A 16,905-nucleotide genomic window follows, 5' to 3' on the forward strand; every position below is an offset into this window, starting at 1 on the left:
CTCCTTCTTATCTTTATGGTTGATAAGAAGGAGAGCACTTTTTATTTTACCTCGAAAGCTCTACTTCAAGTTTTTACAGCATATAGGAGGGGAAAAAATGATTTCTTTTAACAATGTAAGTAAAGTGTATGAATCAGCTGGGCAATCTGTTCATGCGGTAGAGGATGTAACATTATCAGTTGAGAAAGGCGAAATTTTTGGCATTATCGGTTTTAGTGGTGCTGGAAAGAGTACGTTATTACGCCTAGTAAATATGTTAGAGAGACCGACGGCAGGAACGATTTCAATAGATGATAAAGATATTACATCATTATCGACGAAAGAATTACGTAAACTAAGACAAAGAATCGGAATGATCTTTCAAAGTTTTAATTTATTTAATTCAAGAACAGTATTTGGAAATATTGCTTATCCATTAAAGTTAGCGAAAGTACCAAAGAATGAGATAAAAGAAAGAGTAAATGAACTGCTGAAGTTTGTAGGGTTAGAAGATAAAGCAAACTATTACCCAGAGCAGCTATCAGGTGGACAAAAGCAACGTGTGGGCATTGCTAGAGCACTTGCGACATCGCCAGATATTCTTATATGTGATGAGGCAACATCAGCCTTAGATCCAGAAACAACGACAGAAATTCTAAACTTATTAAAGAAAGTAAATAGAGAATACAATTTAACAATTCTTCTTATTACACATGAAATGCATGTTGTGAAAGAAATTTGTCACCGTGTAGCTGTAATGGAGAAGGGAAAAGTTATTGAAGAAGGAAAACTGTTTGATGTTTTCACGCAACCAAAAACAAAGACGACTCAAAACTTTGTACGTTCTGTCATTAATGATCATTTACCGGAAAGTGTTGTAGCGAAAATTCAAAATGGTGGTCAAATTTATCGTCTAACATTTACTGGTGAGGAGACAGGACAGCCGGTACTATCATATATCGCAAAAAACTATAACGTCGATGTAAATGTACTGTACGGAAATATTATTGAACTTCAAAATGTGCTATTTGGAAATCTTCTTGTAGAGTTGCAAGGGGAGCAGAGGGAAATTCAAAAAGCATTACAACATCTAAGACTGCAAGTGCAGCTGAAGGAGGTAGAAGCTCATGCGAGTTGATTGGAGTATATTTTGGCCGCGCATACTAGATGCGACGGGGGATACCCTCTTAATGGTAATTGTAACCCTTATATTTGCTACAATTCTTGGTATACCGCTAGGTTTACTTTTATATGTAACGAGAAAAGGAAACTTTTTAGAAAATAAATGGGTCTTTTCTATTCTTAACATCATAATTAATACAATTCGTCCGGTACCATTCATTATCTTTTTAGTAGCGTTAAGTCCACTAACGAGAAGTGTTATCGGAACGACGATTGGAACAGCAGCAGCAATTTTCCCGATGACGTTAGTCGCATCAATTGGTATTGCTAGAATGGTTGAAACAAACCTTGTTTCCGTTCCGAAAGGAGTAATTGAAGCAGCGCAAGCAATGGGCGCCTCGCCAATTAGAATTGTTTTTGAAATCCTTGTACCAGAAGCGTTAGCACCATTAATCTTAGGTGTCACATTTATGACAGTTGGTTTAATTGAATTTTCTGCAGTTGCTGGGCTTGTCGGTGGTGGCGGTCTTGGTGATTTAGCAATGACATATGGTTATCAACGTTTTGATACATCAGTTATGTTCGTAACGGTCGTGTTACTTATTATTCTCGTACAGATAGCTCAAAATTTAGGGAATTACTTTGCGAAAGTCTTGTTACGCAGATCATAAAAAGGAAGAGAGGAAAAGAAAATGAAGAAAATTTTAGCATTTGCATTATCAGCGATTGTAGGAGTCTCAGCATTAAGCGGCTGCTCAAGTGGAGACACGGGTGCAGGAGCGAAAGAAAAAGTAGTTCGCGTCGGTGTAACTGGAACGGATGGAGACGCTTGGGAAATTTTGAAGAAAAAAGCTGAAAAAGAAGGGATTAAGATTAAACTGGTGGAGTTCTCCGATTACACAACGCCAAATAAAGCGTTAGCTGATGGAGATATTGAACTAAACTCATTCCAGCATATTGCGTTCTTAGAGCAATTTAAAAAGGAACATAAGTTAGATATTACAGCTGTTGGTACAACACAAATTGCACCAATGGGTTTATACTCTGAAAAATATAAGAAATCAAATGAAATCCCAGATGGTTCAGAAATTGCAATTCCAAACGATCCAACGAACCAAGCACGTGCATTAAAACTTCTTGATGCAGCTGGATTATTAAAGCTGAAAAAGGATTTTGGTCTATTTGGAGATCCAAGTGGTATTGCTGAAAATCCGAAGAAATTAAAAATTACACCGGTTATCGCACAGCAAACACCTCGTGTGTTAAAAGATGTAGCGGCATCAGTTATTAATAACGGTGTTGCTGGTCAAGCTGGATTAGATCCAGCGAAGGATCCTATTTTCTTAGAAGATCCAAAGAATGAAAATGCGAAGCCTTATATTAATATTTTCGCAGCTCGTACGAAAGATAAAGATGATCCAACACTGAAAAAAGTAATTGAATTATACCATTCAAAAGAAGTAACAGATGCAATTAAGAAAGAAACAAATGATGGTTCAATTTCAGTAGATCTTTCACTTGAGGAGCTTGAAAAAATCGTAAAATAATGATTGGGTTTAACGGGCTAGCAGAAGGAACCCCTCCGCTGTTAGTTCGTTCAACATATAATCTGCTTAACAAACAAACCCTAATTCTGTACCTTCCAATTCTGTATAACGTAGAATCCAATGTTTGTTAAGTAGAGTAATGGACCAGGAGTTTTCCTGGTCTTTTTTTATGAATGAAAATAGCTAGCGAACAGTAAGGTGATCCAAATTATAATGGGATAAGAAAATAAGCTGAAAAGGATTGTAATTACGAATTGCTTTTGATGAATTAAGTGTTTTTTTGATAAAAAAAAGAAAATAGAAAAGAGAGTAATGAAAAATGCTGATATGACGCCGGGGTTATAGGAGCGATAAATGAAAAACAAAATAATATGTTGAACAGAGTTAAAGAAGATAGCCCCTTGTATAAAAATAATCCAGCATATAGAAGACAAGAAGTTAAGTTGATATAGAAAGACGATAAGTAATACAAAGATTGTTAATACGGAAATGGCAATGAAAAATTGTTGGCTAGTTATAAGACGGATTGAAAATTGATTAGCAAGATATTGTGGCATTTGGAAAGCTTCTTCAAGGTTATGAATGAAAAATAATAAGGGAATGATCCAGAGTATAGTAGTGGAATGCTTTTTCATCAACTTACATCACTCCAATAAAGTATAGAAAGCCTAAAAAAGGCCCTCTATACAGAGATAGTTATTCAATTATGATATTTTTTAAATTAACTTCATGATGATCTCGTTCTTTCGGATAAGCAGCTAGCTCCTCTTGCAAAATATTTAATATTTGCTTAGCTGATTGCTGGATTGGATTAGGTAGCTCTTCTAATATATGCATCCCGACTTTTACTTTTGTACGAATTACCCTTCGTAGTAGTTCCTCATGCATGCACTACACCTCCAAACCGAATGTTTAGTATATCTTCTTCAAATTTTGCCCCTTGAATAGAAAGGTGTGTTAATGTTTTTGGTAACGTGATGTTCCGTTTAACAGAACCCGCTCGAATAATAAGTTCATCACCTTTTTGATTTAAGGAAAGTTCACTTTTGTTTGAGAAGGGAATGGACAGAACGAAAATATATTCATCGCCATCCTTTTTTACATATTGAGTGCGCCCGTTAAATTTCACTTCTGTAGGGGAATGATCAGTTTTAAATAAAGAATCTCCTACACGTTCTAACATAGACAAACCAACAACTTCTTGTTCAAACATTGGAGCTTCGTAAATAGGAAGGGGTTGAAAACTATCTTGAATTAATGTTTTATATTTCTTCTGTGTATCTTTCCATGCCTGAAAATAAGGATCGGTGACAGTGTTAGGGATGACGCGATTAATCATAATGGCATCTACGTTATAATCGTATAAATTTAAATAAGTAAAGCTACGCTGAGCTTCTTTAATGACCATTTTTTCAGGATTTACAACGATGCGGATACTTGTTACTTCTCGGTTTGATAAAATATCTCTCATTTCTCCGAGCTGTTCAAGTGTATTTGTTAATTCGTCCATAATATCATCGGTTGGAAGAGGGACACCAAGGAGTGGTTGAGCTACAGGACGAACGACTTTTAAAACTTTTCTTTTAATAGGAAACAATTTTTCCATCCACCAGCCGAGCATGTCTGGAAAGCTTAGCATTGCTAATGTTTCTCCTGTTGGAGCACAATCAATAATGATAACATCATATGTGTTTTGTTTATAATAATCGAGTACGCGAAGTAAGCTAATTAAATCTTCCATACCAGGAAACATCGTTAATTCTTCTGTTGTAATATCATCGGCTGCTTTGGAAGTGAAGAGTAGTGTAATATATTTCTGTAATTTTCCCCATCCTTTTTCCATCTCATAAATCGTATTAATTTCTTGTGCCCACAAATTTTCACGAATTTCTAATGGCTCAGAAGATAGCTTTATACCAAATGAATCTCCTAAACTATGAGCGGGATCTGTACTCATGACTAAAGTTTTTAATCCTTGTTTTGCGCTTTGAATTGCTGTTGCTGCTGAAATGCTAGTTTTTCCTACGCCGCCTTTACCTGTATACAAAATAATTCTCATCATTCATATCTCCTTTGTTTCGAATATCGAATATTACGAGTGTCGAAGTAAATGATTGAATAAAAACCCAGATAGGGTTTTATTCAATCGGAATGTTTTTCATTTTAGGTGTAGAAACTTTTTCTTCTGTTTTTTGCTGTGACGTAGCAATGTGATTCATAATCTTTTGGAAGATTTGTAGTAAGAATGCTTTTTCTTCTTCTGACAATGCTTCTGTCACTAAGCTAAAGTAGTGGGCTGCATTTTGTTTTACTTCTTGAACGAGCATTACGCCGTTTTCTGTTAACCGAATTAATACAATACGTCGGTCGTTTTCATCACGGTAGCGCTCAATATATCCCTTTTTTACAAGGCGATTTACAACGCCCGTCGTTGTACTCATCGGTATATCAAGAAGGTCAGCAATTTTCGTCATTGTAATATCTGTATTTCGTTCCATCCAAAGTAAACAAAATACTTCTGTTTTAGAAAGTGTTAAATCTAGGCTTACCCATTCTTCAGGATAGAAAAGTTTCTTGGCGTTATCTAGCAGTAAGTCTAAAAAATGTTCATATTGCAACAATTAATTCCACTCCCGTATATTTCGAGGTTCGTAATATTTATTTTTATTTTATGTAGAATAGAAAAAATTGTCAATGATTTTAATTATTTTTTCAGATTAGACAGAAAACTTTCTTTAAAATAGTATTCTTTTATGATAGATTTATAAATATAAAACTAGAATTTACATAAAAATCCATCATGGTAAATATACTTATCTATAATGGGTATACAGCTAACGAGGGGGAGAACGATGAGAAGACGTAATACGCAAGCGTTCACATTTTTAGCATGGACTTCATTTGTTTGTGCGCTTTCAGGTATGCTAATTGGGATTTATACGTTAGATGAAACGCTTAGTGTAAAAGGATACTATTTAATTGGAACATTATTTTTAACGATGTCTTGTTTTGTATTACAAAAAACAATTCGTGATAATGAAGAAGATAACGAGAGATTTCCAAAAAATAAACCGTTAGATAAAGAGTAAATTGTAAAGAAAGGCATTTGCCTTTCTTTTTTTATGTAAAAATGGCGTAAGTACTCTGTGTTGACTTGCTTGAAGTACTGAAAATTTGGTATCATCAATAGTATTGTAGATTGAACGATATATTATGGAGGTGGCCTAGCCGTGTCAAGAATTTCCGTTGAGAATGTAAAGCACGTAGCACATTTAGCACGTCTTGCAATTACTGATCAAGAAGCAGAAAAATTTCAAAAACAACTAGATGCAATTGTTACATTTGCAGAACAGTTAAATGAATTAGATACAACAGATGTAAAACCAACAACTCATGTATTAACTATGAAAAATGTTATGCGTGAAGATGTACCAGAAAAAGGTTTACCAGTTGAAGAAGTATTAAAAAATGCACCGGATCACAAGGATAATCAAATCCGTGTTCCAGCAGTATTAGAATAGAGGAGGGGAATTTCGATGTCATTATTTGATCATTCAGTATCAGAGTTACATAAGAAGTTAAACAACAAAGAAATTTCCGTTACGGATTTAGTAGAAGAATCTTACAAACGTATTGCGGATGTTGAAGATAACGTAAAAGCCTTTCTTACATTAGATGAAGAAAATGCACGCGCAAAAGCGAAAGAATTAGATGCAAAAATCGGCGCTGAAGATAATGGTTTATTATTCGGTATGCCAATTGGTGTAAAAGATAACATTGTAACTAACGGTCTTCGTACAACTTGTGCGAGCAAAATGTTAGCAAACTTCGATCCAATTTATGATGCGACAGTTGTGCAAAAGCTAAAAGCTGCTGACACAATTACAATCGGTAAATTAAACATGGACGAGTTCGCAATGGGTTCTTCAAATGAAAACTCAGGATTCTACGCTACGAAAAACCCATGGAACTTAGATTACGTTCCAGGCGGATCTAGTGGTGGTTCTGCAGCAGCTGTAGCAGCAGGAGAAGTACTATTCTCTCTAGGTTCTGATACGGGTGGTTCTATCCGTCAGCCAGCTGCATATTGCGGTGTTGTAGGTTTAAAACCAACTTACGGACGCGTATCTCGTTACGGATTAGTAGCATTCGCATCTTCACTTGACCAAATCGGACCGATTACACGTACAGTAGAAGACAATGCATACTTATTACAAGCTATTTCAGGTATTGACCGCATGGATGCAACTTCTGCAAATGTTGAAGTTGGAAACTATTTAGCTGGTTTAACAGGCGATGTTAAAGGTTTACGCATTGCTGTACCGAAAGAATACTTAGGCGAAGGTGTTGGCGAAGAAGCTCGTGAGTCAGTACTAGCTGCTTTAAAAGTATTAGAAGGTATGGGCGCAACTTGGGAGGAAGTATCTCTTCCACACTCTAAATACGCTCTAGCAACGTATTACTTACTATCTTCTTCTGAAGCATCTGCTAACCTTTCACGCTTTGATGGCGTGCGTTACGGTGTTCGTTCTGATAATGTAAATAACTTATTAGATCTTTACAAAAACACACGTAGTGAAGGTTTCGGTGATGAAGTTAAACGTCGTATTATGCTTGGTACATTTGCTCTTAGCTCTGGTTACTATGATGCATATTACAAAAAAGCACAACAAGTACGTACATTAATTAAGAACGACTTTGAAAACGTATTTGCTAACTATGATGTTATTATTGGACCAACAACACCAACTCCGGCATTTAAAGTGGGAGAAAAAGTTGACGATCCAATGACAATGTATGCAAATGACATTTTAACAATCCCAGTAAACTTAGCTGGTGTTCCAGCGATTTCAGTTCCATGTGGATTCGGTGCTAACAACATGCCACTTGGTCTACAAATCATTGGTAAACACTTCGATGAAGCGACAATTTACCGCGTTGCACATGCGTTTGAGCAAGCAACAGACTATCATACAAAAAAAGCAAGTCTGTAAGGAGGCGAGCATAGATGAATTTAGAAACAATTATTGGTTTAGAGGTTCACGTTGAGTTAAAAACAAATTCGAAAATTTTCTCTGCGAGTCCAACAGAATTCGGAGCGGAGCCAAATACACAAACAAGTGTAATTGACTTAGGATACCCAGGGGTACTTCCTACTTTAAATAAAGAAGCAGTTAACTTTGCGATGAAAGCTGCAATGGCATTAAACTGTGACATCGCAACGGAAACGAAGTTTGACCGTAAAAACTATTTCTATCCAGATAACCCGAAAGCTTACCAAATCTCTCAATTTGATAAGCCAATTGGTGAAAATGGTTGGATTGAAATCGAAGTAGACGGTAAAAAGAAACGTATCGGTATTACACGTCTTCATTTAGAAGAAGATGCTGGTAAATCAACGCATACAGCTGATGGTTCATTAGTAGACTACAACCGTCAAGGTATGCCTTTAATCGAGATCGTATCTGAGCCAGATATGCGTACGCCAGAAGAAGCATATGCATACTTAGAGAAGTTAAAATCAATCATTCAATACACTGGTGTATCTGATTGTAAGATGGAAGAAGGTTCCTTACGTTGTGATGCGAACATTTCTCTTCGTCCAGTTGGACAAGAGAAGTTCGGTACAAAAGCGGAACTGAAAAACTTAAACTCATTCACTTACGTACAAAAAGGTCTTGAGCACGAGCAAGTGCGCCAAGAAAAAGAACTGTTATCTGGTGGTATCATCCAACAAGAAACACGTCGTTATGATGAAGCAACGAAGAAAACAATCTTAATGCGTGTGAAAGAAGGATCTGACGATTACCGTTACTTCCCGGAGCCAGACTTAGTTGAACTTTACATTGATGATGAGTGGAAAGAAGCAGTTCGAGCTTCTATTCCAGAACTTCCAGATGCACGTAAAGCTCGCTACGTTGCAGAACTAGGCTTACCAGCTTATGATGCACACGTGTTAACATTAACGAAAGAGATGTCTGATTTCTTTGAAGCAACTGTTGCAGACGGTGCTGATGCGAAATTAACATCGAACTGGTTAATGGGTGAAGTACTTGCATACTTAAACAAACAACAAAAAGAATTAAAAGACGTTGCATTAACGCCTGCTGGTTTATCTAAAATGGTTCAATTAATTGAAAAAGGTACAATTTCTTCTAAAATCGCGAAGAAAGTATTTAATGAATTAATTGAAAAAGGTGGAGACCCAGAAGAAATCGTTAAAGCGAAAGGTCTTGTTCAAATTTCTGACGAGGGTACACTTCGTAAAGTTGTAACAGAAATTCTTGATAATAATGAGCAATCTATCGAAGACTTTAAAAACGGTAAAGACCGTGCAATTGGCTTCTTAGTTGGTCAAATTATGAAAGCTACAAAAGGACAAGCAAATCCACCGCTTGTTAACAAAATCTTACTTGAAGAGATTAATAAGCGATAATAGTAATGACTTTTAAAGATTAAGCAGAAAAACACCCGTACATGGGTGTTTTTCTAGGTTAATCAAACGTTTGTTTAAATGAGACAAAATCGTTTAAACAAACGTTTGATTAACTGTCAAAAGTGGAAAAATGTTTGTATAGCAACTATGGTATGATAGTTGCAAAAAGGTGGGAATAATGATAAATCTAAACATAGAGGTTTTTTTCATCTCATGAAATAATAGATAGTTATTATTCGTTATATGTAAATTTTTATGGAAGAATGGATAGAAATAAAGTGAAACTTTAATCAGTGGGAGGTTCATCCAAAGCTGATTATTAGCCCTCACCAATCGGGCATTTACTGCCCGCAAATAGCGGGATAAATTTTGGAGTCAAATAAAAAACCATTGAAATGAATATTTACTTTTGATGGACTACACGAATCGGGTTCTTACTGCCTGTTTGAGCGGGATAAAAGAAGGATAGCAAGATGAGAGGAGGTAGGCATGGGAATACTGAATAGAAGTTCAGTATGTTCTTTTTCGATACATAAAGAAATTTCCTGTGCTAATAAATGATGAAGCGAGCAAGAATTATTTATAATCCTACTTCTGGGCGTGAGCTATTTAAGAAGAGCTTACCAGAAGTATTACAAAAATTAGAACAAGCTGGCTATGAGACATCTTGTCATGCGACAACGGGTCCTGGAGACGCTACTGTGGCGGCGAGGCAAGCTGCGGATCGTAAGTTTGATGTTGTTATTGCGGCTGGTGGCGACGGTACATTAAATGAAGTAGTAAACGGTTTAGTTGGGCATGAATTCCGTCCGAAATTTGGAATTATTCCAGTTGGAACGACAAATGACTTTGCACGTGCAATTGGTGTACCTCGTTCTATTGAAGAGGCAGCAGATATTATTTGCGAAGGAAAAACAGTGCCATTAGACCTTGGTAGAGCGAACGATACATATTTTATTAACATCGCTGGTGGCGGTCGTATTACAGAATTAACATACGAAGTACCGAGTAAGTTAAAGACAGTATTAGGGCAGCTTGCTTATTACCTAAAAGGTATCGAGATGTTACCATCATTGCATCCGACATATGTTGAAATTGAGTATGATGGAAAGTTACTACAAGAAGAAATTACGATGTTTTTAATTACGAATACTCGTTCAGTAGGTGGATTTGAAAAGGTAGCACCGTATGCATCTATTAACGATGGGTTATTTGACCTATTAGTACTGAAAAAAGGTTCTATCGCTGATTTAATTAAAGCAGCAACACAAGCACAACGTGGTGAACATATTAATAATCCAAAAGTGTTATATACACAAGCGAACCGAATTAAAGTACATTCACCAGATAAACTAATGATTAATTTAGATGGTGAGTATGGTGGAGATGCACCGATGGAATTCGAAAATATATATCATTGTTTAGAACTATTTGTTCCTGAACATCAAGAGGATGCCCTGTAAGGGCATCCTTTTTTACTTTGTTAAAATGAATTGTAAATTGGGAGTTAGTTTGATTTTTATGGTATTTTTACAATTCTTTTATTTTACATCCATACTTTATTGATACACTGGAAGAGATAAGAAATGAGAGGTAGGGTGCTATGGAGAAGGTAAAGGCGATATTATTTGATAAAGATGGGACATTAATGGATTTTCATTCAATATGGATAAAAGTAGCTGAAGAACTTGTAGCTGAATGTATAAGTTTATATCATTTACCAAGTACAATGCGGCAGACCTTATTAGAAGAGATTGGTGTAGAGGGAGCATTTGTTAATCCAAGGAGTGCAATAGCTGCTGGAACAAGCCTTGATGTAGCGAAGGGGCTTTGTAATTATATTGAGTCTGCTAGAGAAGAAGAGATGCATCAGTGGGTAAGTGAGAAGTTATTTTCCCTTATGTATGAGCATCGTTCGCATATGAAAATGACAGCAGACTTACCGAAAGTGTTACAGGCATTAAAAGATAAAGGATTTATATTAGGGGTTGTCACGGCGGATGATTTCGCACCAACAGAATTATTTTTAAAACAATATAAGTTGGAGAACTTTTTTGATTATATTATAGCCTCGGATACATTCCCTGCGCAAAAACCAGATAAAAAGATTATAGAAGTGTTTTGTGAGAAATTTAATTTAGAATCATGTGAGGTTGCGGTTGTTGGAGATACGCCAACTGATTTACATTTAGCTAAAAATGGCGATTGCTATGCAATTGGGGTGCTATCTGGTACAGGAGACCGTCCAACATTAGAACCACTTGCTGATTTAGTGTTAGATTCTGTTGGAGAGTTTATTTCTCAATCGGGTGAGTTTTTCTGGGAGAAAGAAAAGTCTAATGTGTAAGGAAAATAAGTCTATAAAGACTCTTAATGAGTCTTTATAGACTTATTTTTTATGCCTGGATACAAAGAATATAGGATAAATGCTAGAAAAGAAAGTTGGCATATATTTTGCAATAAAAAGAGAAAACAATGTAAAGAAAAGGATGGGGTACGCAATGAACACAAAAAAATTTGCTAAAGTAAATGAACAAATTCCAGGACCGAAAGCGGCATCTTTATTAGAACGCCGTCAAAATATAGTACCAAAAGGAGTAAGTAACGGCATCCCAACGTTTGTACAATCTGCCAATGGTGCTCTTGTAACAGATGTTGATGGCAATCAGTACATTGATTTTGCAGGAGCAATCGGGACAATTAACGTAGGGCATTGTCATCCAAAGGTTAAAGAAGCGCTCCATAAACAAGTCGATCAATACATTCATACTGGATTTAACGTCATGATGTATGAGCCATATATTGAATTAGCAGAAAAGCTTGCGGCATTGGCACCAGGAAGTTTCGATAAGCAAGTCCTGTTTTTAAATAGTGGTGCAGAAGCAGTTGAGAACGCGGTGAAAATCGCTCGTAAATATACGAAGAGACCTGGTATTATCGCATTTTCTAAAGGTTTCCACGGGCGTACATTAATGACAATGACGATGACAAGTAAAGTGAAGCCATATAAATTTGGGTTTGGTCCCTTTGCTCCAGAAGTATATAAAGCGCCATTTCCATACGAATACCGTCGCCCAGAGGGATTAACGGAAGAGCAGTATGATGATTTTATTATTGAAGAGTTTAAGAACTTCTTCATATCGGAAGTAGCACCAGAAACAATTGCAGCTGTTGTAATGGAACCTGTTCAAGGGGAAGGTGGATTTATCGTCCCAAGTAAGAAATTTGTTCAAGAAGTACGCCGCATTTGTTCAGAGAACGGCATCTTATTTGTAGCGGATGAAATACAAACAGGCTTTAGTCGTACAGGAAAATATTTTGCAATTGATCACTATGATGTCGTTCCAGATTTAATTACAGTGTCTAAATCATTAGGTGCTGGTGTACCGATAAGTGGTGTCATTGGACGTAAAGAAATTATGAATGAGTCTGCACCAGGTGAACTTGGTGGAACGTATGCAGGAAGTCCATTAGGATGTGCGGCTGCATTAGCTGTTCTCGATGTAATAGAAAATGAGAAATTAAATGATAGAGCGATAGAATTAGGAAAAGTCGTAATGAACCGATTCGAAGAGATGAAAAATAAATATCATTGCATCGGTGATGTGCGTGGGTTAGGCGCAATGTGTGCATTTGAGGTCGTTCAAGATCGTAAGACGAAAGCACCTGACAAAACGTTAACGGCTAATCTATGTGCAGAAGCAAATAAGCGTGGGTTACTGTTATTATCAGCAGGGACATATGGAAATGTTATCCGTGTGTTAATGCCTTTAGTTATTACAGATGAGCAACTTGAAGAAGGTTTAACAATAATTGAAGAATCGTTGCAAGCTTGCTATGAGCAAACAAACATCGCTCGCGTTTAAAAACTGAAGTATAAATAGCAAACATTCTAGCTGACTCTATGTTAAATGCAGAAAATTCACTTTATAATAAAGGTAGTGAAGTGGATCGATGGATTTGAAGTTAGGGGTGGCTAGGATGGTTGCAGAAAAGGAACGAGTGTTAATGGATTTAAAAGATGTATTTGAATATGCGTTTGACGAAATTTTTGTTACAGATGAGCAAGGGATCGTTGTACGTGTAAATAGTACATGTGAAAGGCACTACCAACTAGCTGCAGAAGAGTTAGTTGGTAAGCATGTAAAAGAACTACAAAAGGATGGAATCTTTTATCCATCAGCGACATTAGAAGTGATTGAAAAAAAGAGGCCAATTGAACTCGTTCAAACTACAAAATCAGGAGAGTATTTACACGTTCGTACAAGGCCTGTTTTTGATGATGAGGGAAATTTAAGAAGAGTGATTAGTTATTCTCGCGACCTTACTGAACTCTATCAATTACGTCAAAAGGTAGAGGAAATGGATAATCAGCTAAAAACATATAAAAAAGAATTAAGAGAAACATATGAGCATGAAGGACTTATTTTTAAAAGTCTAGCTATGCAAAAAATAGTCGATACAATCAAAAAAGTATCTGTAGTGGATAGTACTGTTCTCGTTTTAGGCGAGACTGGAGTAGGGAAAAGTCGATTAGTACGCCATTTACATGAAGTGAGTCACCGTAAGTATGAAAGTTTCTATGAAATTAATTGTGCGGCATTGCCAACTAATTTAATTGAATCGGAGCTTTTTGGATATTCAGGTGGATCTTTTACAGGTGCGAATCGTGAAGGGAAAAAGGGACTATTAGAATCCGCGCATAAAGGAACTCTTTTTTTAGATGAAATCGGTGAAATGCCGCTTGAAATTCAAGCGAAGCTTTTGCAAGTATTGCAAGAAAAAACATTTCGTCCTATAGGCGGAAGAGAATTAAAAAAAGTGGATGTTCGAATTGTGGCGGCAACAAATAGAGATTTAAGCGAGATGGTGAAACAAGGAACATTTCGGAAAGATTTATACTATCGTTTGAATGTCATTCCAATTGCAATTCCCCCGCTTAGGGAAAGAACAGAAGATATTTTGCCGCTTATTTATCATTACTTGCAGCACTTTAATAAAAAGTACGGACGTGATGTGAAACTAGCGCCGAGTACGTTACAAATGTTTGTTGGATATCCGTGGGAAGGGAACAATAGAGAAATAGAGAATGTAATTGAGAGAATTGTTATTACTGTTGATGATGTTGTAACGGTAGAGGATTTGCCACTCTCTATGCAAGAGGCTGCAGTTGAACAATCGGGGCAAAGCCTTTATAAAATGCTGGAAGAGGTAGAGAGAAATATAATTCTTAAAGCGTATAAAACGTATGGATCAAGTTATAAAGTGGCTGAGTTTTTGCAAATTAGTCAATCTGCTGCTACTAGAAAAATTAAGAAGTTCATAGAGGAGGAAGAAAACATTGGATAAAAAGGCGACTTTCGTAAGTATAGATAAAAAGGCGATGTATATAAATGGTGAGTGGATTACACTACAAGAACAAATTGAAGTAAATAATCCTGCGACGAAGGAAATATTTGCAACTGTACCAAAAGGCGGAGTAACAGAGGCAAAGCAAGCTGTTGATGCTGCACATGAAGCTTTTAAAACGTGGTCTAAGTTAACGGCAGCAGATCGTGCCACGAAGTTAAAAAAGTGGTTTACGCTTATTGATGAAAATAAAGAAGAGATCGCAGCGATTATGACGAAGGAACAAGGAAAGCCGTTTGCAGAAGCGCTTGGTGAAGTAAATTATGCAAACAGTTTTGTTGAATGGTATGCAGAAGAGGGGAAACGCGTATATGGTGAAATGATTCCTGCTGCTCATCCGAATAAGCGCATTTTAGTTATGAAGCAACCAGTTGGCGTTATGGCAGCTATTACACCTTGGAACTTCCCAGCTGCTATGATTACGAGAAAGGTAGCCCCAGCGCTTGCAGCAGGCTGTACAGCCGTTGTGAAACCGGCAAGTCAAACGCCATTAACTGCATTGAAATTAGCTGAATTAGCCCATGAAGCAGATATTCCAAAGGGCGTAATCAATATCGTAACAGGTAGTGCAAAAGCAATTGCTGATACATGGATGGAAGATGGTCGCGTTCGAAAAGTGTCCTTTACAGGGTCAACGGAAATCGGGAAAGAGTTAATGGCTAGTGCGGCGCAAACGATGAAAAAAGTTTCGCTTGAGTTAGGGGGACACGCTCCGTTTATCGTAATGAATGATGCAGATTTAGATAAAGCAGTAGAAGCGGTGATTGGTTCGAAATTCCGTAATGCAGGACAAACGTGTATATGTACAAACCGAGTATTCGTTCAAGAAGAAGTATACGAAGTATTTGTAGAGAAGTTCCAAAAGGCAGTAGGGCAGTTGAAAGTAGGAGACGGTTTCGGTGACGGAACGACTGTCGGGCCACTTATTGATGAGAATGCAGTTTCAAAAGTACAAGAACATATTGAAGATGCTATTCAAAAAGGTGGAACAGTTTTATATGGTGGTCAAAAGGTCGTAGAGTTAGAGGGACATTTCATTCAACCGACTGTAATTGGGTTGGCAAATGATACGATGCTTTGTATGAATGAAGAAACATTTGGGCCAGTGGCACCAGTTACGAAATTTAAAACAGTTGATGAAGTAATCGAACGTGCAAACAATACACCATACGGTTTAGCTGCGTATATTTTCACGAAAGACATTAGCCAAGCATTCCAAATTAGTGAAGCGTTAGAGTACGGTATTATCGGTCTAAACGATGGTCTTCCATCAGTTGCACAAGCACCATTTGGTGGATTTAAAGAAAGTGGTATCGGTCGTGAAGGAGGCCATTTCGGCATCGAGGAATATTTAGAAATTAAATATATTTCATTGGGACTATAAGTAGTATACTAGAATCTCTATAAGGTAACAGAGAAGGAGATTCTAGTATGGTATATTGGCTATTATTACTTGTTACAATTATTTTTGAAGTAGCTGGAACAATTGCGATGAAACTATCAAATGGTTTAACAAAGCTCGTTCCAAGTGTACTGATTTTCGTGTTTTATGGAATTTGTTTCAGCGTGTTCGCCATCGTTGTGAAAAAGATTCATTTAAGTATTGCTTATGCTATTTGGTCTGGCGTTGGAACATTACTTATTACAATCATTAGTGTGTACTTTTTTAAAGAGCATATTAGTTTATTTCAAGCATTTTGTATTCTTTTTATTGTTTTGGGTGTCATTGGACTTAAGGTTTCATCGGCATCATGAAAGCTATCTTTTGTAGAAGATAGCTTTTTTCTATTTGTGCAGTTAGCAATTAATACGACAAAATATGACAAGAAAGAGTAAAGCGTTTTGTTATGATACATATGAAATATTGTCTTATGTGGAGGAAAGAGTATGTTAAAAAAGGTAAGTCAAATTGTTTTAATTTTTGGCATAGCTTTTAGTTTAAGTGCTTGCACTGAGACTAAAGATAGTAATGAAAGTAAACAAGAAGATGTTCAAGATAAAGTGTATAAAATAGGGGAGACAGTAGACGTAGATGGTTTGCAAGTAACTATCGATTCAGTTAAATTAGGATATCCGGATTATGATGAGAATAAAAAGAAAGAGGAGATTTTGGGGATTATTTTCAAAGTAGAAAATAATAGTAAAAAGGAAATACCTTTTGCATTTTATGAATTTGAGATTACCGATAAGAAAGGTACAAGATTTAAAGAATATAATAACCCTGATAGCTTTATTAGTAAAAAGTTAGCACCAGATGAAAAAATTCAAGATATCATGCTATTTGACGTAGCGAAAGAAAATACGTATATCGCTACGTATAGACCGGAGTTTACGCATGAAAATAGAACGATAAAATTTGAATTGAAACCAAATAAATAAAGAAACACATTGGATTATCCAATGTGTTTCTTT

The 16,905-nt window shown here is 36.5% G+C and carries 18 protein-coding genes; 14 read left to right on the top strand and 4 right to left on the bottom strand.

Features of this window, described 5'->3' with window-relative positions; all coding sequences use genetic code 11:
• Positions 1-97 precede the first annotated feature (97 nt).
• Genes NST90_RS01760 through NST90_RS01770 form a run of 3 tightly spaced genes read left to right on the top strand, consistent with a single transcriptional unit; the run spans position 98 to position 2,648 of the window.
• Positions 98-1,117, top strand: coding sequence for a methionine ABC transporter ATP-binding protein (locus tag NST90_RS01760; protein ID WP_283748311.1), 1,020 nt, complete (start codon positions 98-100; stop codon positions 1,115-1,117).
• A complete protein-coding gene (locus tag NST90_RS01765) occupies positions 1,107-1,772 on the top strand; it encodes a methionine ABC transporter permease (RefSeq protein WP_001261865.1) in 666 nt (221 codons plus the stop codon). Before NST90_RS01760 ends, NST90_RS01765 begins: the two co-directional genes overlap by 11 nt.
• Positions 1,773-1,793: 21 nt before the next feature.
• Positions 1,794-2,648, top strand: a complete 855-nt coding sequence (locus NST90_RS01770) for a MetQ/NlpA family ABC transporter substrate-binding protein (RefSeq protein ID WP_000721599.1) — start codon at positions 1,794-1,796, stop codon at positions 2,646-2,648.
• A gap of 167 nt (positions 2,649-2,815) precedes the next feature.
• Here NST90_RS01770 and NST90_RS01775 read toward each other — a convergent pair whose 3' ends face one another.
• From NST90_RS01775 to NST90_RS01790, 4 genes are all read right to left on the bottom strand, one after another.
• Positions 2,816-3,283, bottom strand: coding sequence for an HXXEE domain-containing protein (locus NST90_RS01775; RefSeq protein WP_012593137.1), 468 nt, complete (start codon positions 3,281-3,283; stop codon positions 2,816-2,818).
• Positions 3,284-3,344: 61 nt separating this feature from the next.
• On the bottom strand, positions 3,345-3,536 hold the full coding sequence (locus NST90_RS01780) for a DUF3926 domain-containing protein (protein WP_000544106.1): 192 nt from the start codon (positions 3,534-3,536) through the stop codon (positions 3,345-3,347).
• A complete protein-coding gene (locus NST90_RS01785) occupies positions 3,529-4,710 on the bottom strand; it encodes an ArsA family ATPase (protein WP_002023162.1) in 1,182 nt (393 codons plus the stop codon). The genes NST90_RS01780 and NST90_RS01785 overlap by 8 nt, the downstream gene beginning before the upstream one ends.
• 76 nt (positions 4,711-4,786) lie before the next feature.
• Complete coding sequence (locus NST90_RS01790; protein ID WP_000942482.1) at positions 4,787-5,269, bottom strand: MarR family transcriptional regulator; 483 nt, start codon at positions 5,267-5,269, stop codon at positions 4,787-4,789.
• A gap of 231 nt (positions 5,270-5,500) precedes the next feature.
• Here NST90_RS01790 and NST90_RS01795 point away from each other — a divergent pair, with 231 nt between their 5' ends.
• The 11 genes from NST90_RS01795 (at position 5,501) to NST90_RS01845 (ending at position 16,872) form a co-directional block, all read left to right on the top strand.
• A complete protein-coding gene (locus NST90_RS01795) occupies positions 5,501-5,737 on the top strand; it encodes a YiaA/YiaB family inner membrane protein (protein WP_001254393.1) in 237 nt (78 codons plus the stop codon).
• A 141-nt stretch (positions 5,738-5,878) separates the two neighbouring features.
• The gene (gene gatC, locus NST90_RS01800; protein ID WP_000086999.1) at positions 5,879-6,169 is read left to right on the top strand and encodes an Asp-tRNA(Asn)/Glu-tRNA(Gln) amidotransferase subunit GatC; all 291 of its coding nucleotides are present in this window, start codon (positions 5,879-5,881) and stop codon (positions 6,167-6,169) included.
• A gap of 15 nt (positions 6,170-6,184) precedes the next feature.
• The gene (gene gatA, locus NST90_RS01805; RefSeq protein ID WP_000051441.1) at positions 6,185-7,642 is read left to right on the top strand and encodes an Asp-tRNA(Asn)/Glu-tRNA(Gln) amidotransferase subunit GatA; all 1,458 of its coding nucleotides are present in this window, start codon (positions 6,185-6,187) and stop codon (positions 7,640-7,642) included.
• 14 nt (positions 7,643-7,656) lie between these two features.
• Positions 7,657-9,084, top strand: a complete 1,428-nt coding sequence (gene gatB / locus NST90_RS01810; protein ID WP_001047673.1) for an Asp-tRNA(Asn)/Glu-tRNA(Gln) amidotransferase subunit GatB — start codon at positions 7,657-7,659, stop codon at positions 9,082-9,084.
• Positions 9,085-9,641: 557 nt separating this feature from the next.
• On the top strand, positions 9,642-10,547 hold the full coding sequence (locus NST90_RS01815; protein WP_000977679.1) for a diacylglycerol kinase: 906 nt from the start codon (positions 9,642-9,644) through the stop codon (positions 10,545-10,547).
• 140 nt (positions 10,548-10,687) lie between these two features.
• Entirely contained in the window at positions 10,688-11,431 is a 744-nt protein-coding gene (locus NST90_RS01820) for an HAD family hydrolase (protein WP_000416672.1), read from the top strand.
• A gap of 154 nt (positions 11,432-11,585) precedes the next feature.
• Positions 11,586-12,950, top strand: coding sequence for a 4-aminobutyrate--2-oxoglutarate transaminase (gene gabT, locus NST90_RS01825; RefSeq protein WP_001093017.1), 1,365 nt, complete (start codon positions 11,586-11,588; stop codon positions 12,948-12,950).
• A gap of 115 nt (positions 12,951-13,065) precedes the next feature.
• A complete protein-coding gene (locus tag NST90_RS01830; RefSeq protein ID WP_000225146.1) occupies positions 13,066-14,433 on the top strand; it encodes a sigma 54-interacting transcriptional regulator in 1,368 nt (455 codons plus the stop codon).
• Positions 14,426-15,877: an NADP-dependent succinate-semialdehyde dehydrogenase gene (gene gabD, locus NST90_RS01835; RefSeq protein ID WP_000358136.1), complete on the top strand. Its 1,452-nt coding sequence runs from the start codon at positions 14,426-14,428 to the stop codon at positions 15,875-15,877. The genes NST90_RS01830 and gabD overlap by 8 nt, the downstream gene beginning before the upstream one ends.
• Before the next feature lie 47 nt (positions 15,878-15,924).
• Positions 15,925-16,248 (top strand): multidrug efflux SMR transporter, encoded by a 324-nt coding sequence (locus tag NST90_RS01840; RefSeq protein ID WP_000263262.1) that lies wholly within the window; start codon positions 15,925-15,927, stop codon positions 16,246-16,248.
• A 132-nt stretch (positions 16,249-16,380) separates the two neighbouring features.
• Positions 16,381-16,872, top strand: a complete 492-nt coding sequence (locus NST90_RS01845) for a DUF4352 domain-containing protein (RefSeq protein ID WP_000915109.1) — start codon at positions 16,381-16,383, stop codon at positions 16,870-16,872.
• Positions 16,873-16,905: the final 33 nt, after the last annotated feature.

Origin of the sequence: Bacillus sp. FSL E2-8900 (assembly GCF_037966225.1) — a bacterium.
Classification (GTDB): Bacteria; Bacillota; Bacilli; order Bacillales; family Bacillaceae_G; genus Bacillus_A; species Bacillus_A cereus.